Origin of the sequence: Limnohabitans sp. DCL3 (genome assembly GCF_048019295.1) — a bacterium.
Taxonomy (GTDB): domain Bacteria; phylum Pseudomonadota; class Gammaproteobacteria; order Burkholderiales; family Burkholderiaceae_C; genus Limnohabitans_A.
In genome coordinates this window covers 1,029,729-1,054,902 of sequence record NZ_CP171842.1, presented here as the reverse complement: position 1 = coordinate 1,054,902, position 25,174 = coordinate 1,029,729, and the positions used below count along the sequence as shown (strand labels likewise).

At 62.5% G+C, this 25,174-nt stretch carries 20 protein-coding genes; 10 read left to right on the top strand and 10 right to left on the bottom strand.

Going from position 1 to position 25,174, the window contains the following annotated elements; all coding sequences use genetic code 11:
- Nucleotides 1-25: 25 nt before the first annotated feature.
- The 3 genes from pnp to ACHEXK_RS04790 form a co-directional block, all read right to left on the bottom strand.
- On the bottom strand, nt 26-2,131 hold the full coding sequence (gene pnp, locus ACHEXK_RS04800; protein ID WP_416548228.1) for a polyribonucleotide nucleotidyltransferase: 2,106 nt from the start codon (nt 2,129-2,131) through the stop codon (nt 26-28).
- Between the two features lie 209 nt (nt 2,132-2,340).
- Nucleotides 2,341-2,607 carry a 30S ribosomal protein S15 gene (gene rpsO, locus ACHEXK_RS04795; RefSeq protein ID WP_019428565.1) on the bottom strand — a complete coding sequence of 89 codons (267 nt, stop codon included), beginning with the start codon at nt 2,605-2,607 and terminating at the stop codon, nt 2,341-2,343.
- A gap of 339 nt (nt 2,608-2,946) precedes the next feature.
- Complete coding sequence (locus tag ACHEXK_RS04790) at nt 2,947-4,131, bottom strand: pyridoxal phosphate-dependent aminotransferase (RefSeq protein ID WP_416548227.1); 1,185 nt, start codon at nt 4,129-4,131, stop codon at nt 2,947-2,949.
- 101 nt (nt 4,132-4,232) lie between these two features.
- Here ACHEXK_RS04790 and ACHEXK_RS04785 point away from each other — a divergent pair, with 101 nt between their 5' ends.
- Nucleotides 4,233-4,505: a hypothetical protein gene (locus tag ACHEXK_RS04785; protein ID WP_416548226.1), complete on the top strand. Its 273-nt coding sequence runs from the start codon at nt 4,233-4,235 to the stop codon at nt 4,503-4,505.
- A gap of 56 nt (nt 4,506-4,561) precedes the next feature.
- Here ACHEXK_RS04785 and recD read toward each other — a convergent pair whose 3' ends face one another.
- The 3 genes from recD to recC are packed head-to-tail and all read right to left on the bottom strand — an operon-like array spanning nt 4,562 to nt 13,859.
- The gene (gene recD / locus ACHEXK_RS04780) at nt 4,562-6,682 is read right to left on the bottom strand and encodes an exodeoxyribonuclease V subunit alpha (protein ID WP_416548225.1); all 2,121 of its coding nucleotides are present in this window, start codon (nt 6,680-6,682) and stop codon (nt 4,562-4,564) included.
- Nucleotides 6,679-10,353 (bottom strand): exodeoxyribonuclease V subunit beta, encoded by a 3,675-nt coding sequence (gene recB / locus ACHEXK_RS04775; RefSeq protein ID WP_416548224.1) that lies wholly within the window; start codon nt 10,351-10,353, stop codon nt 6,679-6,681. Before recB ends, recD begins: the two co-directional genes overlap by 4 nt.
- Nucleotides 10,350-13,859: an exodeoxyribonuclease V subunit gamma gene (recC, locus tag ACHEXK_RS04770; RefSeq protein ID WP_416548223.1), complete on the bottom strand. Its 3,510-nt coding sequence runs from the start codon at nt 13,857-13,859 to the stop codon at nt 10,350-10,352. Before recC ends, recB begins: the two co-directional genes overlap by 4 nt.
- A gap of 605 nt (nt 13,860-14,464) precedes the next feature.
- Between recC and ACHEXK_RS04765 the strand changes: the two genes are divergently transcribed.
- Nucleotides 14,465-15,364 carry an alpha/beta fold hydrolase gene (locus ACHEXK_RS04765; protein WP_416548222.1) on the top strand — a complete coding sequence of 300 codons (900 nt, stop codon included), beginning with the start codon at nt 14,465-14,467 and terminating at the stop codon, nt 15,362-15,364.
- Between the two features lie 66 nt (nt 15,365-15,430).
- Entirely contained in the window at nt 15,431-15,826 is a 396-nt protein-coding gene (locus tag ACHEXK_RS04760) for a 5-fold beta-flower protein (protein WP_416548221.1), read from the top strand.
- Nucleotides 15,827-15,868: 42 nt separating this feature from the next.
- Here the strand turns inward: ACHEXK_RS04760 and ACHEXK_RS04755 are convergent, their stop codons facing one another.
- Both ACHEXK_RS04755 and ACHEXK_RS04750 read right to left on the bottom strand, forming a co-directional pair.
- Nucleotides 15,869-17,050 carry a HupE/UreJ family protein gene (locus ACHEXK_RS04755; protein ID WP_416548220.1) on the bottom strand — a complete coding sequence of 394 codons (1,182 nt, stop codon included), beginning with the start codon at nt 17,048-17,050 and terminating at the stop codon, nt 15,869-15,871.
- Nucleotides 17,047-18,321 carry a hypothetical protein gene (locus tag ACHEXK_RS04750; RefSeq protein ID WP_416548219.1) on the bottom strand — a complete coding sequence of 425 codons (1,275 nt, stop codon included), beginning with the start codon at nt 18,319-18,321 and terminating at the stop codon, nt 17,047-17,049. Before ACHEXK_RS04750 ends, ACHEXK_RS04755 begins: the two co-directional genes overlap by 4 nt.
- Before the next feature lie 118 nt (nt 18,322-18,439).
- On the opposite strand from ACHEXK_RS04750, the gene ACHEXK_RS04745 reads away from it, so the two are divergent.
- The 7 genes from ACHEXK_RS04745 to ACHEXK_RS04715 all read left to right on the top strand — a co-directional run bounded on the left by ACHEXK_RS04745 (nt 18,440) and on the right by ACHEXK_RS04715 (nt 24,412).
- Nucleotides 18,440-18,580, top strand: coding sequence for a hypothetical protein (locus tag ACHEXK_RS04745; RefSeq protein ID WP_322992866.1), 141 nt, complete (start codon nt 18,440-18,442; stop codon nt 18,578-18,580).
- Between the two features lie 58 nt (nt 18,581-18,638).
- Nucleotides 18,639-19,271 carry a flavin reductase family protein gene (locus ACHEXK_RS04740; protein WP_416548218.1) on the top strand — a complete coding sequence of 211 codons (633 nt, stop codon included), beginning with the start codon at nt 18,639-18,641 and terminating at the stop codon, nt 19,269-19,271.
- A 154-nt stretch (nt 19,272-19,425) separates the two neighbouring features.
- Nucleotides 19,426-20,193: an SDR family oxidoreductase gene (locus ACHEXK_RS04735; protein ID WP_416548217.1), complete on the top strand. Its 768-nt coding sequence runs from the start codon at nt 19,426-19,428 to the stop codon at nt 20,191-20,193.
- 11 nt (nt 20,194-20,204) lie between these two features.
- The gene (locus ACHEXK_RS04730) at nt 20,205-21,095 is read left to right on the top strand and encodes a DMT family transporter (protein ID WP_416548216.1); all 891 of its coding nucleotides are present in this window, start codon (nt 20,205-20,207) and stop codon (nt 21,093-21,095) included.
- 131 nt (nt 21,096-21,226) lie between these two features.
- Nucleotides 21,227-22,288, top strand: a complete 1,062-nt coding sequence (locus ACHEXK_RS04725) for a cyclase family protein (RefSeq protein ID WP_416548215.1) — start codon at nt 21,227-21,229, stop codon at nt 22,286-22,288.
- A 34-nt stretch (nt 22,289-22,322) separates the two neighbouring features.
- Nucleotides 22,323-23,246 carry an ornithine cyclodeaminase family protein gene (locus tag ACHEXK_RS04720; RefSeq protein ID WP_416548214.1) on the top strand — a complete coding sequence of 308 codons (924 nt, stop codon included), beginning with the start codon at nt 22,323-22,325 and terminating at the stop codon, nt 23,244-23,246.
- Nucleotides 23,243-24,412: an NAD(P)/FAD-dependent oxidoreductase gene (locus ACHEXK_RS04715; protein WP_416548213.1), complete on the top strand. Its 1,170-nt coding sequence runs from the start codon at nt 23,243-23,245 to the stop codon at nt 24,410-24,412. The genes ACHEXK_RS04720 and ACHEXK_RS04715 overlap by 4 nt, the downstream gene beginning before the upstream one ends.
- Here ACHEXK_RS04715 and ACHEXK_RS04710 read toward each other — a convergent pair.
- Both ACHEXK_RS04710 and ACHEXK_RS04705 read right to left on the bottom strand, forming a co-directional pair.
- Nucleotides 24,409-24,768, bottom strand: coding sequence for a hypothetical protein (locus ACHEXK_RS04710; protein ID WP_416548212.1), 360 nt, complete (start codon nt 24,766-24,768; stop codon nt 24,409-24,411). The two genes, ACHEXK_RS04715 and ACHEXK_RS04710, sit on opposite strands and share 4 nt — an antisense overlap.
- Nucleotides 24,769-24,773: 5 nt before the next feature.
- Nucleotides 24,774-25,142, bottom strand: coding sequence for a glutaredoxin domain-containing protein (locus tag ACHEXK_RS04705; protein WP_416548211.1), 369 nt, complete (start codon nt 25,140-25,142; stop codon nt 24,774-24,776).
- Nucleotides 25,143-25,174: the final 32 nt, after the last annotated feature.

Genomic DNA, 25,174 nt, shown 5'->3' with positions numbered 1-25,174 from the left:
ATCATGGACCACCCGAAACAAGGATTTAGCCCTGAGCAGGACGGTCCAACAAAGCCTTCATCGACAGCTTGATGCGGCCTTTTTCATCGGTTTCCATGACCTTGACTTTGACGATCTGACCTTCGCTCAGGTAGTCGGTGACCTTCTCAACGCGCTCGTGGGCGATCTGGCTGATGTGCAACAAGCCATCTTTGCCAGGCAACAGGTTGATCAGGGCACCGAAGTCCAAGATCTTGGTCACTGGGCCTTCGTAGACCTTGCCGATTTCGACCTCGGCCGTGATCTGCTCAATCCGCTTCTTGGCGATTTCAGCCTTCTCGCCGTCGGTGGCTGCGATGGTGATCGTGCCATCTTCTTCGATGTTGATCTGGCAGCCGGTCTCTTCGGTCAGGGCGCGGATGGTGGCGCCGCCTTTGCCGATCACGTCACGGATCTTCTCGGGGTTGATCTTCATGGTGAAGAGCTTGGGTGCGAAATCAGACACTTCGGTGTTGGCTTCGCTCATCGCTTCTTGCATCTTGCCCAAAATGTGCATGCGGGCTTCTTTGGCTTGGGCCAAAGCCACTTGCATGATCTCTTTGGTGATGCCTTGGATCTTGATGTCCATCTGCAAAGCGGTGATGCCGTTGGTGGTACCGGCCACTTTGAAGTCCATGTCACCCAGGTGGTCTTCGTCACCCAAGATGTCGGTCAACACCGCAAAGCGGTTGTCTTCCTTGATCAGGCCCATGGCGATACCGGCCACGTGGGCTTTCATCGGCACACCCGCGTCCATCATCGACAAGCAACCGCCGCAGACCGAAGCCATGGACGAAGAACCGTTCGACTCGGTGATCTCAGACACCACACGCAGGGTGTAGGGGAATTCTTCTTTGCTTGGCAGCACAGCGGCCAAAGCACGCTTGGCCAAACGGCCGTGGCCGATTTCGCGGCGCTTGGTCGAACCCATGCGGCCCACTTCGCCGGTGGCAAAGGGAGGCATGTTGTAGTGGAACATGAAGCGGTCTTCGAACTCACCGGCCAGCGCGTCGATGCGCTGTGCGTCACGCTCAGTGCCCAAGGTGGTGATGACCAAAGCTTGGGTTTCGCCACGTGTGAACAAGGCCGAGCCGTGGGTGCGGGGCAGCACGCTGTTGCGGATTTCGATGGGGCGGACAGTGCGTGTGTCGCGGCCGTCAATGCGGGGCTCGCCCGCCAAAATCTGGCTGCGCACAATGCGCGCTTCGATTTCGAACATCAGGCCGTCGAGCTTGACGCTGTCGAAGGCCACGCCCTCTTCAGCCAATGCCACTTTGACCGAAGCGTAGGCTTCGCGGCAAGCGTGCGTGCGGGCTTGCTTGTTGCGGATTTGGTAAGCGGCACGCAATTTCTCTTCCGCCAATGAAGCCAGCTTGGCTTCAAAAGCGGTGTCGCGGGCAGGTGCTTGCCAATCCCAAACCGGCTTGCCAGCTTCGCGCACCAGCTCATGGATGGCATTGATGGCCGTCTGGCTTTGCTCGTGGCCATAAACCACGGCGCCCAACATGATTTCTTCGGACAATTGCAGGGCTTCGGATTCAACCATCAGCACAGCCGCTTCGGTACCGGCGACCACCAGATCCATCACGCTGTCTTTGCGCTGGGTCTGGCCGGGGTTCAGGACGTATTCGCCGTTGATGTAACCCACGCGGGCGGCACCGATGGGGCCGTTGAACGGGATGCCCGAGATGGACAAAGCGGCAGACACAGCGATCATTGCCGCGATGTCGGCGTCGACTTCAGGGTTCAAAGACACGGTGTGGATGACCACGTGCACGTCGTTGTAGAAACCTTCGGGGAACAGAGGACGAATCGGACGATCGATCAGGCGGCTGGTCAGTGTTTCGTGCTCGCTGGGCTTGGCTTCGCGTTTGAAGAAGCTGCCAGGGATCTTGCCGGCGGCATAAGTCTTCTCGATGTAATCGACCGTCAGCGGGAAGAAGTCTTGTCCGGCTTTGGCGATCTTGGAACCCACGACGGTGGCCAGCACCACCGTGCCTTCCATGTCGAGCAGCACAGCGCCGCCAGCTTGGCGAGCCACTTCGCCGGTTTCCATCTTGACCGTGTGCTGGCCCCACTGGAATGTTTTGGTGACTTTATTGAAAATAGACATGTTCAGAACTCCTGAAAACAAAAGCGCATGAGGCTGCACTGTGGGCCCGGATTTGACGCTCTGAACTCGATGCCATTCCACAAAACCTTGGCTTGAAAGTCTTGTGGAATGACACAGCGCGAGATCGCCCTGACAAATTCCGACTGAAAAAAAGAATAAAGCGCCTGAGCTAGTGAACTAACTCAGGCGCTTTTCATCTGGAGAGACGATTACTTGCGCAGGCCAAGCTTGGCGATCAGCGCAACATAACGGTCAGCATCACGGGACTTGAGGTAGTCGAGCAGCTTGCGGCGACGGCTCACCATGCGCAGCAGACCACGGCGACCGTGATGGTCTTTGGCGTGTGTTTTGAAGTGAGGTGTCAGCTCGTTGATACGGGCTGTCAACAAAGCCACTTGGACTTCTGGGGACCCCGTGTCATTGGCAGCACGGGCATTGGCCTTGACGACCTCGGCTTTGATTGAAGATGCAATCATGGTATTTCCTTGTTTTCGCTGAATTCTTGAGGAATATCAGCGGGTGAATGACTTGCGCCAACTGCCGGAAAAGCGGATGGCGTGCGCTTTGCAAATCGCAAAACAGGCGGATTATAGCCCGAAATCGGGCACTTTGATGACCTTCAGCCACCGTTGGCGGTCGGGCACACCGTGTCTTTGGAGCCCCAAAAAGTTGGCACGCATCCTGTTCAAAGGCATGGATACCCGCATTCACGACGGCTTAATTGGGGTCATTAATTGGCATTTATTGGGGTCACATTTATTGGCATTTATTGGGGTCAGATCCCAATTAATTTTGTTATTGGGGTCAGATCCCAATTAATTTTGGGCCAACCAGCCCTTGAGCCTTTCCACGCCCTGCTCCAGTCTGGCAAGGTCTTGGGAGGCAAAACACCAGCGCAGCCAACCCGCCGCTTCGGGGGCAAAGGCTTCACCGGGGGCCAGGCCCAGACCGGCCTCGGCCACCAGCCGTTTGGCGGTGGCTACCGCGTCGGGGTGCCCTTCGAGCTTGAAAAACGCGTACATGCCGCCCTTGGCGGGCGCCAATTGAACGCCGGGTACGGCTTGCAGCAACGGCACCAAGGTGTCACGGCAGGCTTTGAGATGGGCCACCACGCGGGGGGTGATGTCGGCGGTGTTTTGCAAGGCCACCACCCCCGCCTTTTGGGTGAAGACTGAGGCACACGAGGTGTTGAACTCGATCAGTTTGCCCATGTGGGGCGTCATGGCGGCCGGCATGACCAGCCAACCCAGTCGCCAGCCGGTCATCAAAAAGCTCTTGGAAAAGCTGTGCACCACGACCAAGCGGTCGTCGGGCTCGGCCACATCCAAAAAAGACGGGGCGCAGCCATTGGCGGTGTCGGTTTCGTAGTACAAGCGCTCGTACACCTCGTCGGCCAACACCCAGGTGCCGGTGCTGCGGCAGTGCGCCAGAATCTCGGCCTGCTCGGCACGGCTCAATGTCCAGCCGGTGGGGTTGTTGGGCGAGTTGACGATGAGCAGGCGGGTCGCGGGCGTGACCGCGGCTTTGAGCGCGGCCATGTCCAACTGCCACTGACCACCCACCGGGCGCAACGACACACATTTCAAATTCGCGCCCATGACCAGCGCCTGTGCCGTGAGATTGGGCCAGACGGGCGTGACAGCGACCACCTCGTCGCCCGCATCGATCAGGGCTTGCGCTGCCAGCATCAAGGCATTCACGCCACCCGAGGTGATGGCCAAGCGGTCCACACCAATGGGTCCGTGCAAGGCCGACATGTAGTCGGATACGGCCTGGCGCAGCTCGGGCAAGCCCAGGTTGTGCGAATAAAAGGTCTCGCCACGCTGCATCGAATCGATGGCGGCCTGGCGCACGATGTCGGGCGTGGTTTCGTCCGATTCACCGAACCAAAAAGCCAGCACATCGGGGCGGCCCATGCCTGCGTTGGCGACTTCGCGGATGCGCGACTCTTCCAGGTCCATGACGGCCTGGCGCATATAAGGAGCAGTTTGGAGGTTCATGACCACATCGTAAGGGCAGACCAGCGCGGCCGCTGTCACCCCTTGCACAAGTGCTGCGTTTGCCTATGATGATGCGCACAAGAACAGCCAGGGAGACCGTCATGTACACAGGGCATTGGATGATCGCGCTCGCCAGCTGGGGTTGGGGGCTTTGTGGGCTGCTCACGCCGCTGGCCAGCGCAGCAACCGATCACTTCACCGCCATCACAGCGGCAGACCCGCCGGCCAAAGCCGCAAAACCGAAACGGACCAAAGCCCCCCAACCGCAACTCAAACAGGGCACAGGCGAGAGCCAAGCCGAGCGCGACAAGCGGCTTTTTCGTGAATGCCGTGGCAAGACCAATGCGGGCGCTTGCGAGGGGTTTGCCAGTTAGGAAAGGGGGCAAGCCGGGGTGCAAGTCACCCTCGGCGCGCAGCGACTCGCCCCCCATCAATGCAGCGCCCACCATAGCGACAGACCACTGGCCCGCACGCTGGGTCGCGCCATGGCCGCCTCGAGCAAGCCAGCCTCGGCCTCAACCAAGGTGAACTGCTCGCGTGCCCGTGTGATGCCTGTGTAGGCCAGCTCACGGTTGAGCACTTCGGCACCACCGGGCGGCAAGACCAACGCGGTGTGCTTGAATTCCGAACCCTGGCTCTTGTGCACCGTCATCACGAAGGCGGTCTCGACCTGCGCCAGTCGCATCACACTCACCGAGCGCAGCGCATCGCCATCGAGGAACCACACCTTGAGTTGCCCTTCACTGTTGGGCAGCACCACACCCACGTCGCCGTTGAACACGCCCAGTTGCGCATCGTTGCGCGTGACCATGACGGGTCGCCCAGCAAACCATTCGCCGGTGACTTGGAGCAGACCGTTGTCGGCCAAAGCTTTTTGCACGGCGGCGTTGAGCCCCTGGGTCCCCCAGTCGCCTTGGTGCACCGCGCACAGCACGCGAAAACCGTCGAAGGCCATGAGCACGCTGCGCACCCAAGCAGCGTGTCCTGCGATGGCCTGATCGGGTGGCCCCTCTTGCATCAGGCGCAGGTAATTGGCGTAGGAAGGCCTGCCCAATGTGCCCAAGGCCAAAGCGCAGACAGCTTGGGGGCTGGAGGGCTGGAGGGCGAGCAGCGCACTGGGTTCGAAGTGGGCGACCTCTTCGGCGGGCGTTTGTGAGCAAGGGCGCGCTCCCGCAAAAGTCAGGAGGGTGGCGCGGGCGGCACCAGCGTCACCCCGATTCACGGCCAAGGCCAATTGGCCAATCGCCCCTTTGAATCGGCGGCTCTCACGCAGCATCACGGTCTGTTGTGCCAACACGGGCTCCTCGCCCGCACAAAGGCAGGGCGTGGGCAAGGTCTGCCCTGCCACGGTCTGCACAAACTGGGCCGTGTCCGCGCTGTAGTGGCCTGCAGCGGCATCTCGGCAGAGGTCACCCAATACCGCACCCGCTTCCACCGAGGCCAGTTGGTCCTTGTCGCCGAGCAGCACCAGCCGTGCGGTGGGGGGCAGCGCTTGCAAAAGCGCGTCCATCATTTCCAGGTGCACCATGGAGGCTTCGTCCACGATCAGCACATCCACATCCAGTGGCTTGGCCGCGTGGTGGCGGAACTGCCGCGTGTCGGGTCGCGCACCCAACAGGGCGTGCAAGGTGCGAGCTGCGCCCATGCGGGCGATCAGCGTGTTCAAGTCCAGACCGCTGTCCTCGGGCACCTGCTGTTGCAAACTGTTCAGTGCGTGGTCAATGGATTGCTTGAGCCGCGCCGCCGCCTTGCCCGTGGGCGCGGCCAATGCCACCCGCAAAGTGCTGCCCTCCTCGTGAAGCGCCAGCAACAAAGCCAAGAGACGTGCTGCAGTGTAGGTTTTACCTGTACCTGGCCCGCCGGTGATCACCGTCAAGCGGGCACGCAGCGCCACCGCGCAGGCCACCTTTTGCCAATCGACGTCGGCAGGTGCATCGGCACTGGGCACAAAGAAACGGTCCAACCAGCGGCGTGCTGCGGCCTCGGACACAGGCAATGGTTCGCTGGCACGTTGCAAAAGTCCCTGTCCCACACGCTGCTCATAGCCTGCATAGCGGCGCAGGTACAAGAGCGGGGCCTGGGCCGTGCCACCCAGCACCAGCGGTTGGCCTTGGTCAGGTGCATCGCTCAGGCGCAAACAGGCTGCGGATGTGTGGCCTTGTAAAGCAGCTCGCCATGCGGCCAGTGTGGCGGGCAGGTGCGCCCACAGCGCACGCAAGCCTTGCGGCCCGTCCACCGCCACGGTGGGCCAAGCCAGCAGTGCCACAGGCGGGGCGCACAGGTCGGCCAAGGGCAGGCAGGTGTGGCCGCGCCCTTCCATTTGTGCGAGCAAGGCCGCGGCCACCAGCAACGCGGGGCTGGCTTGGCCATCGAGCCGCAGCAGCTGGACAGCAAGGGCACTGTCGAGATGGCGCAACAGACCCAGCTCGGTCCACAGCTGCAGCCATTGCAGCGTTTGCGCGGCGCTCAGGCCTTGGGCGGGCAGGTCGCTCAGCCAATCCATTTGGGCCTCAGAAACTGACACCCTGCGCGAGGGCTTTTTCAAACTCATGCTTTCACCTCGGCTTTGAGCATGGCGTCCAAGCCATCGAGCAATTCGATCGGCGCAGGCAAGGTGCAACAGCCGCCCGCAGGCCCGTCAATGCCACGCAAGAACAGGTACACCGCGCCACCCAGTTGCAGCGCCGGGTTGTAGGCCTCGCCCAGTCGGGCGCGCAACAGGCGGTGCAAAGCCAGCATGTAGAGCGCGGCCTGCACCTCGTAGCGGTGCTGGGCCATGGCGGCATCGAGCGCCTGCGCAGTGTAGGCGGCGTCATCGGCACCCAGGTGGTTGGATTTGTAGTCGAGCACCCAGTAGCGGCCTTCGTGCTCGAACACCAGATCGGCAAAGCCCATCAGCATGCCGTGCAGTTGCGCGTCGGGCAGTTGCGGGCGACGTACGCCGGGCAGAAGGTGCTGCTGGCACAGGGCGTCCACCTCACGGGCATGCAGCCGCTCAGCGGGCAACCAGAACTCCATCTCGGGCAGCCAGGTGCCCAGCGCGTTCAGCGGCGCGCCTGGCCCACCCAGGGGTTGCGCCACCACACGGGTGAGCCACTGCACCACCCCATCGGCTTGGGTTTTGTAGCCTGCGTTTTCGCAGCGGTATTGAAGGCGCTCGGCCTTGGGTGCGTCGAGCACAAAGCCATCGACCGCCAACCACTCGAGCTGGTCGTGCAAGAAGTTGCCGGCAGTCGGGCCTTTGGCAAAACCATGCCACGGGGCCAAAGAACCCGCAGAGGCTGCAGGCATGGGCAGGGTCTGTGCGTCTTCGGGCGGTTCGTCATCGGCCGGACCCGGCGCGGCCATGTGCATGCGGATGGGCGCGAGGGCTTGTGAAGACAGCTCACGCGTCAGGCGAGAGAAGCTCGCAATGGTCCAAGACTTGTCGATGCGGGCGGTGCAGACCAAGGCGTCGCGCAGCTCGGTGGTGCGGGCGGGCCGCTGCCAGACCGTGAGCGGCACGTCTTCGCTCGCTGTCACCAACTGCACGGACAAGCGCTGCCCTTGCGCGTCGGTTTCTAGGGCTTGGAGCTTGGGCAACCAGAACGCTTCATCCATGGCGTCACCGCCACCCAACAAATGGCCGGCGGCGCTGTTGTGGTTCACGCAGCTTTTGCCCGAACCCCGCGTGACCGGGCTCCAGCCTACCCACAGCGCATGCCGCGCACGCGTGAGTGCCACATACCACAGGCGCAGGTCTTCGCGCAGACGGTCATGATCGGCCAGTTTCGTGTCTTCCTTGTCAAAGTCCAAAGTCCAAGGCCGCTCGCCATCGCCGTCTTCGCGTTGGAGAACGGGGGTTTTGTTCGCGTCCATCATGCGGTGGCTGTGCGCAAAGGGCAGGCACACCACCGGGTACTCCAGGCCTTTGCTGGCATGGATGGTGATGACCTTGACCAGGTCTTCGTCGCTCTCCAAGCGCACGGTCTGATCTTCGCTGTCGCCTGCACCTGTCCATTGGACCTCCTCGATCTGCTGGGCCAGCCATCGGATCAAGGCCTGCTCGCCTTCCAACTTGGCGCTGGCGGTTTGCAGCAGTTCAGCCAAATGCAGCACATTGGTCAGGCGCCGTTCGCCATCGCTCTGGGCGCGCCAGCGTCCGGCCAGTTGCAACACATGCAGCGACCGGCGCAGCATGGCCAACACGCCCTGCCCTTGCCACACCCCGCGCAGATCGCGCATCTGCTCGGCACGCTGATCCAGCCGTTCATCCTGCGTGGCCAAGTCGTGCAGTTCGGTGAGTGACAGGCCCACGGTGCGTGTGCCCAAAGCGGCACGCACGCGGCGCATGTCTTGCGGCTCGGCCACGCCGCGCAGCCACAGGCACAAATCGCGGGCTTCGTCACTGGCAAAGACCGAATCACGGTCCGACAGGTAGACCGAAGCCACGCCCCGCACACGCAAAGCGTCGCGCACGGCTGCGGCCTCTTTGCCTGTGCGCACCAACACCGCAATGTCATGGGGTTGCAGCGGTTTGTCGCCTTGGGCTGGCTCGGCAAAGCGGGCCTGCTGGTCACTCAGCCAGGCCACGATCTGCTCGGCGCACAAGGCCGACAAATGCACCAGCGCATCACGCTGGCTGCGCAGTGTGGCGTCATGCACCAAGGTCATGGCTTTCACCTCACCATCACGGGTCGTGAACACTTCGCTGCGACCCTGGGCTTGGACGGGTTGGAAAGGCAACGGGTCCTCATCGCCGCGTTGGTAGCCAAAGGGATTTGGTCGGATTTCAAACCAGCGGTTGACCACATCGACAAGCGCTTGGCTCGACCGGTAATTGGTGCCCAGAACGTGGTGTCGGTCTGTGGTGGCCAAGCGGGCTGCCAAATAACTGTGGATGTCGGCCCCGCGAAAACCGTAAATCGATTGTTTGGGGTCACCGATCAGCAGCAGCGCAGCCTCCTGGCGGTTCTCGGCTGTGCGGTAGATGCGGTCAAAGATGCGAAATTGCAGCGGTGAGGTGTCCTGAAACTCGTCGATCATCGCCACCGGAAATTGCGCCCGCAGGCGCTGCGCCAGACGCTCACCCGTGTGCGGGTCGGCCAACGCCACATCCAGGCGCTGCAGCATGTCGGCAAAACCGAACAGGCCGCTGCGCCGCTTGAGCTCGGCCATGCGCTGCAGCACATGGAAACGGGCGTGCAGGCGGGCGGCTTGATCAGGTTTGGGCAAGGCCAACAAAGCGGCTTGCAAATCGGCATAGGCCTTTGACTCGGAGGGCCAGTCCAGGGGCGCTTCGCCGGGTTTGCGACAAGCCAGCAAGCCTTCAGGCGTGAAGCGTTCCCAGCCTGTCTTCATGCCCTCTTGCAACACCTTGGGTTCGTCTGCGCTTTGCGCCCAGGCTTTGAGCACACCCAGCCAAGCTTCGCAATTCTTGTAGCTCAACTTGCGGCCGTCCCAAGCGGACCGGTGGTGCGCCAGTTGCGCCTCAATCCAGCCCAGCAAGTGGTCGGCCTTCTCGTCCCATCCCTGTTTGAGCGCTGCCAGCTGCGCTTGGCGCTCGGCCAGCGACGCGCCCATGACCTGCGCCAGCGTTCCGGGGTCTGGGTCGGGCAATGGCACCGCCATCAAGGCGCGCATGTCTTTGTCAAGGGCGGACACATCGCGCCAGATGCGCTGAACCTGTTCCACCTCTTGCGTGCCCAGGGGGTAGAGCTGTTGACGCCAATAATCCTGTACGGCTTGCAGGCGCAGTGCGGCTTCATCGCCGACCAGGTTTTCTTCAAACAGACTGCCGCTGTCAAAGGCGTGCTCGCGCAGCATGCGCTGGCACCAAGCGTCGATGGTGTAAACGGCCGCATCGTCCATGGCCTGTGCTGCCAACGACAGCCGGTACGCCGCTTGTTCGCGAGGCTCACCTTCGGGGTATGCGCTCTTGATTTGATGGAGGAAACCGTCGTCCGTTTGGGCGCTCCCCCGGAACACCTGCGCTGCCTCGGTCAGGCGAGCACGGATGCGGTCTGACAGCTCACGGGTGGCAGCGCGGGTGAAGGTCATCACCAGCACGTCTTGCGGCAACATGGGGCGCACGGGTGCGGTGCCCGCATCGCCATGGCCCAGCACCAAGCGCACATACAGCGCGGCAATCGTCCAGGTCTTGCCCGTACCCGCGCTCGCCTCGATCAGGTGGCTGCCGCGCAAGGGGAAGCTGTGGACGTTGAGGGCGTGCGCGCTCGTCATGCCAAGCCCCCTTCATCGTCTGCAGGTGCATGGGGCAAGACCTCGATTTGCACCTTCGCCGCCCAGTCATGGAGTGGTGCATACACCGCTTGCGCCAAGCGCTCGAGCTGGTCCGAGGCCAGCAAATCCTGCAGCTTGGGGTAGGTGCGGGCCAAGGCCGGGTCTTTGTCTTTTTCGGCACGCTTGAAGTCGCTGCCTTCATAGGCATCGGCCAACGCGTTCAGGTTTTCTCGGTCCTTGAGCCACTGCAAAGCCACAACCGGCGGCAAGGGCAGCGGCCAGCGCATGCCCTCAGCCCAAGTGGCCAATAGAGTCTGCAACTGGGCATGAGCGGCTTCAGGGTCTTGCGCTGGTGCGCGCACCACGGCGTTGCGGCCCACCACCACACAGCGCAGGGAATGCCCCATGGCGGCAGCGGACAGCGACTGCAACCAAATGTCGATGAGTTTTTCTGGCTGTGCTGTGGCCTTGCCCGCTTTGGAAATGCTGACCAAGGTGTTGGCACGCAAACTCAGCAGCATTTGCCCACCCTCACCCGCCAGCACACCGCCTAAAGTGTCTTGCAAACTCACTTGAGGGTGCATCTGCGGGTGTGCCTGATCGACCTGTACGCGCTCGGCCGCTTCAGGGTAGGCCGCGCGCTCGCGCAGCGCAGCGGCCAGTTGAGTCTGCAGGATGTGGGTGAGCTTTTGGGCTTCCAGCGTACCCACACCCGCCAGCGGCAAGGCGCCGGCCTGACGCAAGCGCTTGACCACGCGTGCCGAATGGCTGGGCAGTTCCTCGGGGCTCAAATCCGCAGGCACGTGCTGCAGTTCGTGGTCCAGCAACTTGTACAAGTCCAGCCCGCCCAAGCCAAACAGTTCTTCGCCCAACAGTTCGCTGCGCTCGACTTCCAGATGAACCTGGAGACGCTCTCTGAAAAACGCACCCACAGGTTGACGCAGGAAGCGGGCCAGTTGGGCGAGCGAGATGATCGGGGCTTGCTCGTTGGCGGCCATGAGCGGGGGCAACATCACCCAGGCCGAAGTTGGCGTGCCCGCATGGTTGGCCCCGTCACCACGCTGGACATCTTGCGCCGCCCGCCACTCTTTGGCATAGGTCTGCAAAGCACTGCCCGACTCAAAGTAAGCGCGGCTGAAGGGTTGCAGCGGGTGCACGGTGGTCAGGCCTTTGGCCGTGTTTTTGCCCCAGAGCAAGTCGATCTCGTCGCGCAACTGCGAGACCAGCACCGAGGGCGGTTGTTCGCTGTTGTCGCGCACGCTGCGGCCGCTCCAGCTCATGTACAACAACTGTCGCGCCGACAAGAGCGCTTCGAGCATGAGCTGGCGGTCGTCGTCGCGACGCGAGCGGTCGCCGGGGCGCGTCATGCCGGGCAGGCCCATCAGGTCAAAGTCGGCACGCGGGCTGGGGCGCGGGTAGTCGCCATCGTTCATGCCCAGCAGGCAAACCGCCTGAAAGGGAATTGCCCGCATTGGCATCAGCGTGCAAAACGTCACCCCTCCTGCACGAAAGCGCTGCTCCAGTTTGGGGGCCTTCAAAGCTTCGAGCCAGGCCGAACGTGCCACGGCCAGCGGCACGTCTTGTGCAAAACCCGCCTCGCTGCTCGCCCGCACCCAATCGTTCAGCGCCTGGTCGAGCGCTGCCAGGGCATGTCGGTCGTTGTCGTCGCGCGGCTTGAACAGCGCTGCCAACAAAGCGCGACAACGCTCGGCCCACTGAGCGGGCGTGACGCTTTGGGTGCAGGTCTGCCACCAGTCGATCAAGGCCTGCAACAGGTGCGCCAGCGACCCGGCCAGCTCGGCGTCCAGTCCGCCCACCTCAACGTAAGGCGACACGCCCGATGCCAGGTCATCGTCCACCGGGTCGGCACCGCAGGCATAACCCATGAGCATGCGCTGCACGCCAAAGAGTGCCGAATTGTCGTTGCCGCAAACACCCAGCCCCAAGCCCGCACGGTGTTCGGCCGACAGGCCCCAACGAATGCCCGAACCCGCCATCCAGCGCGTGAGTGTGGGCAGGTTTTCGTCCTTCAGGCCAAAGCGGGCCGCGAGCGCGGGCACTTCGAGCAGCTCGACCAGTTCGCTCATTTGGCTGCGTTGCTGCGGCAGCGCCAACAACCATTCGACCGTATGGATCAAGGGGCTGATGGCCTGCGCGCCCAAATCGGCAATGTCATAGGGAATGAAACGCGCATCGCTGCGCTTGTATTGGCCAAACACGGCGCGGATCGCCGGGGCCATGCGCTCGATGTCGGGCACCATGACCACCACGTCACGCGGCGACAAGGACTCGGGCGAGGCGTGGAACCACTGCAGCAACTGGTCGTGCAGCACCTCGAGTTCGCGCACGGGGCTGTGCGCCACGCTGAAAGTGACCGAAACGTCGCCCTTTCGCAAAGGTTGGACAGGGGTGCCACCGCTCGACGGCTCCAGGTCGCGGATGCGCCGCTGCAGCTGCGCGAGCAAACGCGTGCCGTCTTCGCCAGGCACATCGTCAAAAAAGTCCAGGCGCGGCCACTGCGTGACCTGCTGGGCCGCCTGCAGGTCGTCAAAAGCGTCGAGCTGGCGGATGAAGTCGCGCCCCTGTCGCCCCCAAGCGGCCAAGAGCGTGGGCGCGTGCAGGTGCATCTGCGCCAGCGGCAAACCCGCCAAGGTCTCGCCTCGGTAGGCATGACGTCGCCGCTCGGCCTGCAGCCATTCGCGCCCATCAATGATGTCACCCCAGTGGTACTGGCAAGGGTTCGGGACGGCCAGCAGCACTTGGCTGTGCGCGGCCAGCGCCGCCAGCATCTCCAGCAATTGCCCCGGCATGTGGCTCATGCCAAACACGGACACACGCCGCGCCACGGGGCTGGCCAGCGGCTGACCCGACTGCAGGTGCGCCAGCGCCCGCGCATGCAGCGCCGGCCGAGTGGCCTGTCGTTGGCTGTCATCCAAAGTCCCAAGCACACGGCGCCACAGTTCGGCCTGCCAGAGTTGGTCGGAGGCCAGCGCATCATGGCCCGCGGCTTTGCGCAGCACATTGCGACCGGCGGCCCAGTCTTGCAGCCAGTCGGGGCGGTAAATTTGGTACTGGTCAAACAAATCTGCCAGTCGGCTGGCCAGTTGCAACAGGCGGTCGGGCTCCTCACCACGCAAAAAACCTGCCACGGGTTCGAACACTGGATCGCTCAGGCAAGCGGGCAACAAGGCCATCAGCCGCCAAGTCATGGGCAGTTTGTCAAGGGGTGAGTCGGGCGGCACGTTGTGCGTCCCCAGCACCTGACGGTAAGTGCGCCACAAAAAGCGCGAGGGCAGTTCGACCCGTGTGGCAGCGCACACGCCGCCTTGCCGGGCCAGCTCGATCTTGATCCACTCGGCCATGCCGTTGCTTTGCACCAGCACCACTTCGCTCTCGAGCGGCAACAAAGGGTGCGCACGCAGCCAAGCCGTGAGGGTGTCGGCCAGCACCTCAGAGCGGTGGCTGTGCAGGGCGATGAACCCGGGCGAAATGGCGGAAGCAGTCATGCAGGCAATGGAGGAAACAGGGACAGACAAAGTGAAACCGACAAGCATCAAGAATAGCCGCAATTGGTGCGGGTTCAGGCTCGGTGCATGGCCCACAAACTGCCCATTTTTTAAGCAACACCGCGCAAGCCAGACAGGATGCGCCCTGGCGCAGTTGTTCATGGACTTATCCACACCTTTGGGCACGGGGTTTGGGGATACACGGATGCCCCTTCTCCTGCCCGCCTGTCAGAAATCGACCGTCTTGGCCCATGCAAGGCCTGCCATAGCGACCCGTTCGATGGGCCCCTTTTTTGACCTCTTGACCCCATGCGCTTGAGCGCCAACGCCCTGAGTCTCCCCTACGGTGCATCGATTCGGTCACCAGGTAGCATGGACCCTGTGGCCCCAACCATGAAGCCCCGTGTGATCATTGTGACTTTTGACAAAGTGCCTTGGAATGCCCTCAAATGCCCCTCTTCACGCTTGACCTGTGCGCTGCCTCGCGGTTGCTCGCCACACTCGCTTGGCTGTTTTTGGTCGGTTGCAGCGCCCCTGCGTCCCCCCCGAACACGCCCGTTGTACCCGACAAAATCAGCCCAGCCCAAGTGCTTCCGTCCACGCCCATGCGTTTTGCTCTGCCCGGCGGCGACAGTCTGGCCGCTCGCGTCTGGTCCACGCCTGCGCCCCGGCAGATTGTGCTGGGTGTGCATGGCTTCAACGACTACAGCAAGGCTTTTGAGCCCATGGCGCAGCACTTGGCGGGCGAACTCGGTGCCACGCTCTACGCCTATGACCAACGTGGCTTTGGGGCCAATGCTGAACCTGGGATCTGGCCGGGCGCGGATGTGCTCTTGGCCGACTTGCGCCACATTGCCATGCAACTGCGCCAGCAGCACCCTGGCTTGCCGCTCACGGTGATCGGCGAGAGCATGGGTGGCGCCTTGGTGTGGGTCGCGGCAAGTGAGTCGCCTGGCTTGGCTGCGGACCAGCTTGTGCTCAAAGCACCTGCCGTTTGGGGCGCTCAAAGCATGCCCTGGTACCAACGCTTCGGCCTGCAATTCATGAATGCCCTTGTCCCCGACATGACCTTCACAGGTCGGGGTGCACAGTCGCTGGGCATCACCCCCACCAACGACATCGAAGTTTCTCGCGAACTTGGGCGCGACCCGCTCTTCATCAAAGCCACCCGCGTCAGCAGCTTGGCCGGGGTGACGGCGCTCATGGGCCGCGCCCAAAGTCTGAACTCGCGGCCACAGCAGCGCAGTCTGGTGCTGTATGGTCTGCAAGATCGCATCATTCCGCCCACCGCGGTCTGCGACTGGCTCACCCAACTGAGCGCATCAGGCGCCCCCGGTACAGCGCTGGACTTTGTGGTTTACCCCGAAGGCTGGCACCTGTTAACGCGCCAGCTGCAAACCCGCGAAGTTCTGCAAGACCTGCACCAGTGGTTGCAAGCGGGTGCGCTGACCCGGCGGCAAAGCACGCAGCAGGCCCAGGAGGCGGTTTGCGCCAAAGGCCTGTGAACCCCTCCACAGCCGATCGGACAGCCCATGTTTTTTTCAACCCACACGAACCACCCCAGACCCACCATGACACTGCGCCCTGCCACTGCCTTGCTTGTTCTGAGCCTGCTGATGCCTCTCGCTTGGGCCCAGCGCATGTACGACAGCAGTGGGCGAGCTTTGGGGCGGATCGATGCTGAGCGGTTTTACAACGCTTCGGGCCAGCAGATCGGGCGGGTCGACGGTGAACGTGTCTACGACGGCTCCGGGCGGCAGCTGGGGCGCATTGACGGAGACCGTGTCTACAACGCGTCGGGGAGCCAGATAGGTCGCATCGATGGCGACCGGCTGTACAGCGCTTCGGGCTCCCAAATGGGCCGCATCGATGGCGAGCGCCTTTATGACGGCTCAGGCCGTCAGATCGGCCGGGCCGATGGCCTGCGGCGCATGCAAATGATCGTGTTCTTTTACTTCTTCATGTGAGACGGTCACTGCTCGCGTTACAACGCAAGCCGCTGCAGAAGATCAGCCCAGCCATCCTACGCGTTCAAGCGTCCAAAAAACGCCCAACACCACGATGGCCGAAGAGCCCCCCGCCACCACCACCCAGCGGTAGAACCGGGTGTGGCGCAGCCACCAGGCCACAGGCAAAAACGCGCCGACGATGGCCAACTGGCCCAGCTCCACACCGATGTTGAAGCCACCTAAGGCGGCCAGCAGCGCACTGGCGGGCAGCCCCAAGTCCAGCAAAACGCTGGCAAAGCCAAAGCCGTGCACCAACCCGAAGACAAAGGCCAAGCGCCATCGCTTGAGGGCGTTAACCCCCAGTAAATTGTTGAGCGCGGCCAGCACCACCGACAGGGCAATGGCCGGCTCCACCATATCGGCGGGTGGCGTCAGCCAACCCGTGATGGTCAAGCCCAGCGTGATGGAGTGGGCCACCGTGAACGCTGTGACGACCGCCAGCACATCCAACACCACAGGCCGAGCTTGCATGGCCGCTGGCCAATGCACCACCCTTTGGCGCGCGGACTGCAAAGGGGCCAGCACCAAGAGGCTGAGCAAAAAGACGATGTGGTCGATACCGATCCAGATGTGCCACACGCCTTCGAGGATGTAGCGACCGAAAACGTGCAGTGGGTGACCGTCGGCGCGGCTGATTTGGGCCTCCGGCCGGTCCGGGCTGAGCAAGGCGCTGCTCGTGTCATCGCCCAAATCCACCTTGAGCAGGCCACGGTGCAAACTGTCTTGGGCAAAGATCAAGTCATAACGCAAGGCCAGACGGGCCTCGGCCGCATCGGCTGCAGAGGTCAGCCCCGGACAATTGACGACCCATTGAGCGCTGAGGTATGTGCCATCGGCGTGCTCGCTCGCTTGCAGGTCTGCCAGCCCCAAGGCGCACTTTTGGCCCGCTGCCGTCAGTCCAAGGCCCTGACCCAGCCAGTCCTTCAACTCGGGGCTTCGTGCCAGTGTCTCGCCCCAAGTGACTTGGCCATCTCGGTTGGCGTCCAAGTCAAAAACCAGGTCGAGGTCGCGCATGTGGACATCGGCCCGCAGCGTCAGCGCGGGGCCAGATGCGCTGAGCGTGAGGTAGCTGTTGCTGCTGGAGTGCGCATGGGCCACAGGGGGGCTGAGCAGGCTCAGGATTGCCCATGCCGCAACCACCCAGCAGCGCCGCAACCCACCCTGGTTTGGAGAAGTCATCATGGACGCCCCCGGGTCCAGCTTGGGTGAGACTTGAGTTGCGCCAGCATGGCGCTCAATTGCGGCTCGGTGTAACCGGTTTTGTCTGCCCAATTGACCACGGGCTCGGCGGCCCGAGCTTGGCCCAAGGCCAGTGCGGCCTGAACAAACAAGAGGGCATCGGGCGGTTCTTTTTGCAATTGCCAGTTGTCCACGGACAGCGCCAGCCCCGCTTTCAGGTCGCGCCCATAGGCAATTTGGTAAATGAGTTTGGGGCGCTCGATCAAGGCCTCTTGCCGCAAAGCTTGCGTCTGAAGTCGCGCTTGCAACTGGCTGGCCAAGCGGCCTTCGTCGGGGTCTTTGAGGCCGCGACTGGCCAACACCGCCTGCATCAAGAGCGCATCGGTCAGGTTGGCGGTTTTATTGGGGGCATCGCCACTGGGGGTGTCAGCCATGGCCACAGTTTTGGCTTGCCGGTATTGGCCTTGCTGGTTCAGCAGATCGGCCAAAGACAAGCGGATCAGGTGCGACTGCGGGCTGGCCTGCAGGCGCTGACCCCAGACGGCCAAAGCGCGAGCAGGCTGCCCGGCCACGCGGTGCGCCTCGCCCAAATGAAAGCCCAGCCAGTCTTGCGAGGAAGCGTCTTGGGCCTGGGGCGAAGCCATGGCCTGAGTCAGCAGGTTCACAGCGGGCGAAGGCTGGCCTGTGCGGTACAGCAACACAGCACGGTAGACCTGGGCTTCTTCTGGACCGAACAAGCGTTCCATCTCCGCCACATCTTGATGGGCCGCCGACATGTCGGCCAAGAGCAGGTGCAAGGCAAATCGCCAAGACCAAAACTCGGGCCGTGCAGGCTCCAAAGCGATGGCACGTTGGATGTCTTGCAAACCATCCTGAAACCCGTGAAAGCCCTGCTTGACCAAACCCCGCAAAAAATAGGCCTCCGCAGGCAGATCAGCCGCCGTCCACCAGGGCGTCAATGCCGCCTTGGCCGAGCCATACCAACGCAAATCACCTTCGGTCAGGCCCAAGGTGAAGACTGCCCTGGCGTAGGCCAGCGCCGAAGGCAAATGTTGAGGCTGAGAGCGCCAGGCTTTGTCCAAACCCCGCAAAGACTGGGGGCGACCACTGGCAGCATGCACCGAAGCGGACAAAACCACCGCATTGGGTGAAGGCACAAAACGTTCTTGAGCGTCAGCAGGCGACACCCCCACCAACAGGCTCCCAAGCACAGTGACGAGCGCGCCGAAAAGTGGTGTGATCGCATCGAAGCGGTGGCGATGGGAGATGTCCATGGTTTTCATGTGTCTTTGAGGGTTGATAGTATGCGTATGTGCGTTGGTTCACGCCTGCCCACTTTTTTTGGCCCTTTTTTCAACCTTTATCCTCCAAGGTGTTTCTATGAAATTCGTGATGACTGCCCTCGTTTCCGCTTTCATGTTGGTGTCCATGCCCGCCTTCGCAGGTGCGCACGGCGGCGGCAAAATGGACGACAAAAAAGTCGACTGCTCGAAGAAAGAAAACGAATCCAACCCTGCTTGCGTCAAGAAGTAAACTTTCTAACCCTCAGGTTTGAACCCCTTTCGAGGGGTTTTTTTACGAGTTGAACGCCATGCACTTTTATGAACCCCAGTTGGGCCACGGCCTCAAGCACGACCCGTTCAATGCCATCGTGGGCCCGCGCCCCATTGGTTGGGTGTCCAGCCGCAGCCCCAGCGGCGTGCTCAATTTGGCGCCCTACAGCTTTTTCAGCGCCTTCAATTACGTGCCACCAGTCATCGGTTTCTCGAGCATTGGGCGCAAAGATTCGCTCAACAACATCGAAGCCACGGGTGAATTTGTATGGAATCTGGTCACGCGCGACCTGGCCGAAGTGATGAACCAGACCTGTGAGGCGGTGCCACCCGAAGTGAGCGAGTTTGACTTGACCGGGCTGACACCTGAGGCCTCTCGGGTGGTGGGTGTGCCGCGTGTCGCGCAAAGCCCAGTGAGCTTTGAGTGCCGCTGCACGCAAATCCTGCAGCTTCAAGACCTGCAGGGCCAAAAAGTCGAGACTTGGATGGTGTTTGGCCAGGTGGTGGGCATCCACATCGACGAGCGCTTGCTCAAAGGCGGAGTGTACGACACCGCCAATGCCGGGCACATTTTGCGCGGCGGTGGCCCCGCAGACTACTTCACCATCGGGCCCGAGCAGCTGTTCAAAATGTACCGCCCGGAGAGCGGCGCGCGCGATTTACCCAAATGATGGTTTGCGGCCCTGGCCCAGCGCGCGGTCCACGTCGGCCACTGTCACCTCAGGCGCAGGCGGGGGCTCTGCTGCTGGGTTAACCTGACCGTGGATCACCCCACATGGCTGCTTGGCGGCGGCGGGATTCCCACCTCAAGTTCAGGACAAACACATGGCTGCATCGCTCACCGGACAAGTTGCATGGATCACAGGCGGGGGCAGCGGCATCGGTTTGGCAGGCGCCATGGCGCTGGTGCAAGCCGGAGCCCATGTGGTGATTTCGGGCCGCAACGCCGCCACCAACGCCAGCGCTTTGGCCACGCTGCAGGCCCTGGGCAGCGCCGAGGCCCTGCTGCTGGACGTGGCTGACAAGCACGCGGTCAAAGTTGCTGCGCAGCAAATTCTGGATCAACATGGGCGGATCGACATTTTGGTGACCAGCGCGGGGACCAATGCCACGCAACGCAATTTCGACGTGCTCACGCCCGAAGCCTGGGACGATGTGGTGGCCATCAACCTGTCGGGCCTGTTTTATGGCGTGCACGCGGTCTTACCCGCCATGCGTCAGCAGCAAAGCGGCTTGATCATCAACGTGTCATCTTGGGCGGGGCTGTACGCGTCCAAACTCACTGGCCCGGCCTACAACGCCACCAAGCGCGCCGTGCTGGCCCTGACCGAGTCCATCAACATGGAAGAGTGCACACACGGTATCCGCGCCACTTCACTCGTGCCCGGCGAAGTGGCCACGCCGATTTTGGACAAGCGGCCCGTGCCGCCGTCTGCCGAACAACGCGAGCGCATGGTGCAAGCCGAAGACGTTGGCCAGGCCATCCTGTTTGTCGCGCAGATGCCTGAGCGCACCTGCATCAACGAGTTGGTCATCTCCCCCACTTTCAACCGTTTTTACACCGGCGGTCTGGAGACACCGCGCAAGCGTTGAGCACAGGCCCCATGAGCCAACTTTTCAGCGACAGCGCTCGGCACCGCCGCATCGGCATTGCACTGGTGACGGTCACCACTTTGATGTTTGCGGTGCTCGATGCGTCGGCCAAGTGGCTGGTGCTCACCTTGCCAGTGATGCAGGTGGTGTGGATGCGCTTTCTCACGCACGCGCTGTTTTCCATCGCGGTGTTTGCACCGTCGGTCAAGGGCGATTTGTTGCGTTGGCGGCACCCCCGTTTGCAGCTGATGCGCGGCTTGATGCTGGCGTCCATGACGGCGCTGAACTTCTGGGCCTTGCAGTATTTGCAGTTGGCAGAGACCGGGGCCATGCAGTTTTCCGTGCCGATTTTGATCGCCCTGCTGTCGGCTTGGTGGCTGGGCGAGCGTCTGGACCCCAAGCGATGGCTGGCCATCGCGGTGGGCTTTGCGGGCGTTTTGGTCATCATCCGTCCCGGCAGCCAGGGCTTTCACCCGGCCATCTTGCTGTCGGCGCTCAATGCCATTTTGTACGCGCTCTTCAACATGATGACGCGCTACCTCGCCAGCAGCGAAAACCCGGCCACGACGCAACTGACATCGGCGGTGGTGGCCGCCTTGGTGCTGACGCCTGTGGCGCTGTGGCAATGGCAACAACCGACCACGCTGGTCGAATGGTGTGTGATGGCACTGGCCGGTTTGTGTGGCGGCATTGGCCACTACTTTGTGGCCGTGGCCCACCGTTACGCGTCGGCGGCGGTGCTCGGGCCTTTTTTGTACCAACAAATCCTTTACATGACCGTCTTGGGATGGCTGGTCTTTGGCCAAGTGCCTGACCTGGCCGTGGTGCTCGGTGCCTTGGTGGTGGTGTGCAGTGGACTGTATTTGCTGTGGCGTGAATTTCAGGGCCAAGACTTGCCGTGAGCGCCCCAAGTGGGCAGCGCATGCTCCCCCCCCAGCAGGCCCAGTCAGATCGGTGACAGCCAGGCCACATCGCCGCGCACAAGATGCGTGGCCAACGCGTTGTGTCTAGGCCGTCATCACAGGAGTCCTGCATGCCCTCTTCTCCCCGCTGGAAACACCGCCCGCCGGGCTCAAACTGGGGGGACTTTGGGCCTGACGACCAATTCGGTCGCATGAACCTGCTCACGCCTGACAAAGTGCTGCAGGGCATGCGCGAAGTGCGCACGGGGCAGACCTTCAACCTGAGCCTGCCGCTGGATTTTCCGGGCGGCAACGTGCTCAACCCCAGGCGACAGCCGCCTGTGCTGCGCCCCACCCTGCGCGGTGACAAGCCCAACATGAACTACCAACTGCTGTGCGATGACCCGGCCTGCACCGATGTGGTGTGCGACGACCTGGTCATCCTGCACTTGCAGTACAGCACACAGTGGGACAGCCTGGCGCATGTGGGCTCGATGTTCGACGCCAACGGCGACGGCGTGCCCGAGCCGGTGTATTACAACGGTTTTCGCGCAGGCACTGATGTGGTGGGGCCCAGCAGTGGCGCGGGTGCTGGTATTTTTGGCTTTCCAGAGATCGCCCGAGAATCGACATCGGCAGCCAAAGCCTTGGGCATCGAGAAAATGTCCGAGCGCTGTGTGCAGGGCCGCGCGGTCATGATCGACCTGCATGCCCACCTGGGCCGCGAGCGGGTGCGTGTGGGTTACGACCTGCTCATGGACATCTTGCAAAAAGACCAAGTGGTGGTGGAACCGGGCGACATGGTGTGTCTGCACACCGGCTTTGCGCAGATGCTGCTGGAGATGAACAAAAAGCCCGATCCACATGCGGTAGAAAACACCTGCGCTGTGCTGGAGGGGCGCGACGAGCGGTTGCTGCAGTGGATCACCGATTCGGGTCTGGTGGCCCTGATCGCTGACAACTACGCGGTGGAAGGTTTGCCCGCCACGCCCCGCCCCGGCAGCTGTGCGGCACTGCCCTTGCACGAGCATTGCTTGTTCAAACTGGGCGTCCATTTGGGTGAAATCTGGCATTTAACACCCCTGGCCAACTGGCTGCGTGACCAGGGTCGCCACCGGTTTTTACTCACCGCCCCACCCTTGCGTCTGCCGGGCGCCATTGGCTCACCGGCCACGCCGATTGCCACGGTGTAATGCATGACGACCACAGGCCTGCAGGAGACAACCCATGGTTCATTATTTTGACGAAGCCCGCGTGCAGCAACTGCTGAACGTGCCCGATTTGTTACACGGCGTACGCGAAGCCTTGGTGGCGCTGACACTGGGCCAAGTGGTGCAGCCGCTGCGCATGGTCATGCCCATTGGCGAGGCCGACAGCGATGGCTTGCTTTTTTTGAAGCCCGCACAACTGGGCGATGCCCTGAGCACCAAGCTCATCACCCTGGTGCCGGGCAACGCACAACAAGGCTTGCCCACCTTGCTCAGTACCATTGTGCTGATGGATCCGGCCACGGGCCGGACGCTGGCGGTCATGGAGGGCAACACCATCACCGCAATGCGCACTGCGGCGGCCTCTGCCGTTGCAGCCGATGCGCTGGTGCCCCGCACCCCACAAGTGGTGGCCATGCTGGGCAGCGGCGTGCTGGCCCGCAGCCACGCGCAAATGCTCAGGGCCGTGCGAGAGGTCTGCGAGATCCGCGTTTGGAGCCCCACTGCGGCCAACGCACAACAGTGCGCACAAGACATTGACGCGGTGGCCTGCACCAGCGCGGAACAAGCCGTGCGCGGTGCCGACATCGTGTGCACCGTGACCAATGCCAGCGCGCCGGTGCTGCGTGGTGCATGGCTCAAACCCGGTGCCTTTGTGGCTGCGGTGGGTGCGCCCCGCCCCAGTTGGCGCGAGCTGGACGACGCGGCCATGGCCCACTGGGTGGTCGCCGATCAGCGCGAAGCGGCTGAAAAGGAGTCGGGGGATGTGTTGCTGTCAGGCGCAAAGGTGGCGGCAGAAATTGGCGAGATTTTGTGCGGCCGTGCAGCCCCCCCACCCGCGGGCACCACGATCATATTCAAATCGCTGGGCCAGGCGGTAGAAGACACCGTGGCGGCGCGGCTGGTGTACCGCGCGGCATTGGCCGAGGGCGCTGTCCCATGAACCACCCCGATGTGGTGATCGTCGGCAGCGGCGTGATGGGTGCAGCCACGGCCTATTGGCTGACCCGCTTGCAACCGGGCCTGCGCGTCACGCTGGTCGAGTCGGACACGCGCTATGCACAAGCCTCTTCATCCTTGTCGGCCAGTTCGATCCGTCAGCAATTCACCTGCCCTGTCAACATCCGCCTGAGCCAATTCGGCATCGCTTTTTTGCGCGAAGCCGATGAACACTTGGGTCTGCCCGATCACCCGGTGGATTTGGGTTTGCAAGAGCCCGGTTATTTGTACCTGGCCCAGCCCGAACAAGCGGCTGCCCTGCACACTGCGCACCAAATTCAAACCAGCGCCGGGGCCGATGTGGCCTTGCTGGGGCAGGATGAACTGCGCCCGCGCTACCCCTGGCTGAACGTGGACGATGTGGCCCTGGGCAGTCTGGGCCTGAGCGGCGAGGGTTGGTTTGACGGCCCGGCCCTGCACCAAGCCTTCTTGAGAAAAGCCATGGCGCAAGGTGTCCAGCGCCTGCACGACCGGGTGGTGGGCCTGGACCACACCGACACACACATCCGCGCTGTGCGGCTGGCCAGTGGCGGCAGCTTGTCATGCCGCCAAGTGGTCAATGCCGCAGGGCCTTGGGGCGCAGAGGTCGCCGCCATGGCCGGGGTGCAACTGCCCATCGAGGCAGCGCGGCGCACGGTGTTTGTGCTGTCTTGCCCCGAGCCCTTGCCAGGGTGCCCTTTGCTGATCGATCCGAGCGGTTGGTGGCTGCGCCCAGAGGGTCGTTTTTTGATCAGCGGTGCGGAGCCTTTGCTCAGCGCGCCCGGCCTGCCGCTGGAGCCCGACTGGTCCGAATGGAACGACACCCAATGGGCCTCTTTGGCGCACCGCATTCCGGCACTCGCCGCCCTGCGGGTGGAGCGGGCCTGGGCGGGTTATTACGAGATGAACAGTTTCGATCACAACGCCGTGATTGGCCCGCACCCCGCTCTTGGCAACCTGTTTTTCATCAACGGCTTTTCGGGACATGGCATGCAGCATGCGGCCGGCGCTGGCCTGGCGTTGGCCGAGTGGATGCTGCAAGGAAAGTCCACCACGATGGCCGTCGATGAACTGGGCTTTGAACGCCTGCTGCACAACAGACCGCTGCGCGAGTTGCAGGTGATTGGCTAGTCCTGCAGGTCTTCTCGCGCTTCGATCTGCAAGCGCTGCACCACCGCACCGCGTGTGCCCGCTACAGCGCGAATGCGCAAAGCTGGCCCCGCCTCCAGCACCACGCGGCAATGGTAATCGAGCCCATCGGTCTGGCCTGGGCAGCTGCTGGCAATGCGGCGATGCCATTGTTGCTTGCCGTCGATTTCCAGCGTCAAGGCGTGCCAAGCCTCGGCATGGTCTTCAGGCACGCGCACCCACAAGCTCACATCGATGTCAAACGCGCGGGGGCGCTTCAATTCACCCGGAATGTTCAGCACGGCCACCGCATCGCCCACCTCGGTGCGCCACAACTCCGGTTTTGCCCGTGCGCCCATTGCGCTCAAGCTTTGAGCAAGGTCTGGAATTCGCCGCTGGCGATCAGACGGCGCAGGTCATCGGCCCCGCCAACCAGCGTGCCACGCACAAAGACCATCGGGAAAGTGGGCCAACCCGTCCACATCTTCAGGGCATTGCGCAAACGCCATTGTGAAAAATAGCTGCCAAACTCGATGTACTCGTGCGCCACACCTGCTGCATCCAAGGCCTTGCGGGCCTTGCCCACAAAGGGGTTGCCGGACAAACCGACCACCACCACCGGGTGTTGGGCGATGGCGTTTTGCACCTGCTCGATCACCGGCAGGTGGTGCTCGGCGATGCGTTGGCGGATGTGAGGATGGATGGCCGATTCACCCAGAAGAGGTCGGGTCATGGAAGTCCTTGGAGAGCTGAAAAAATGTGTCG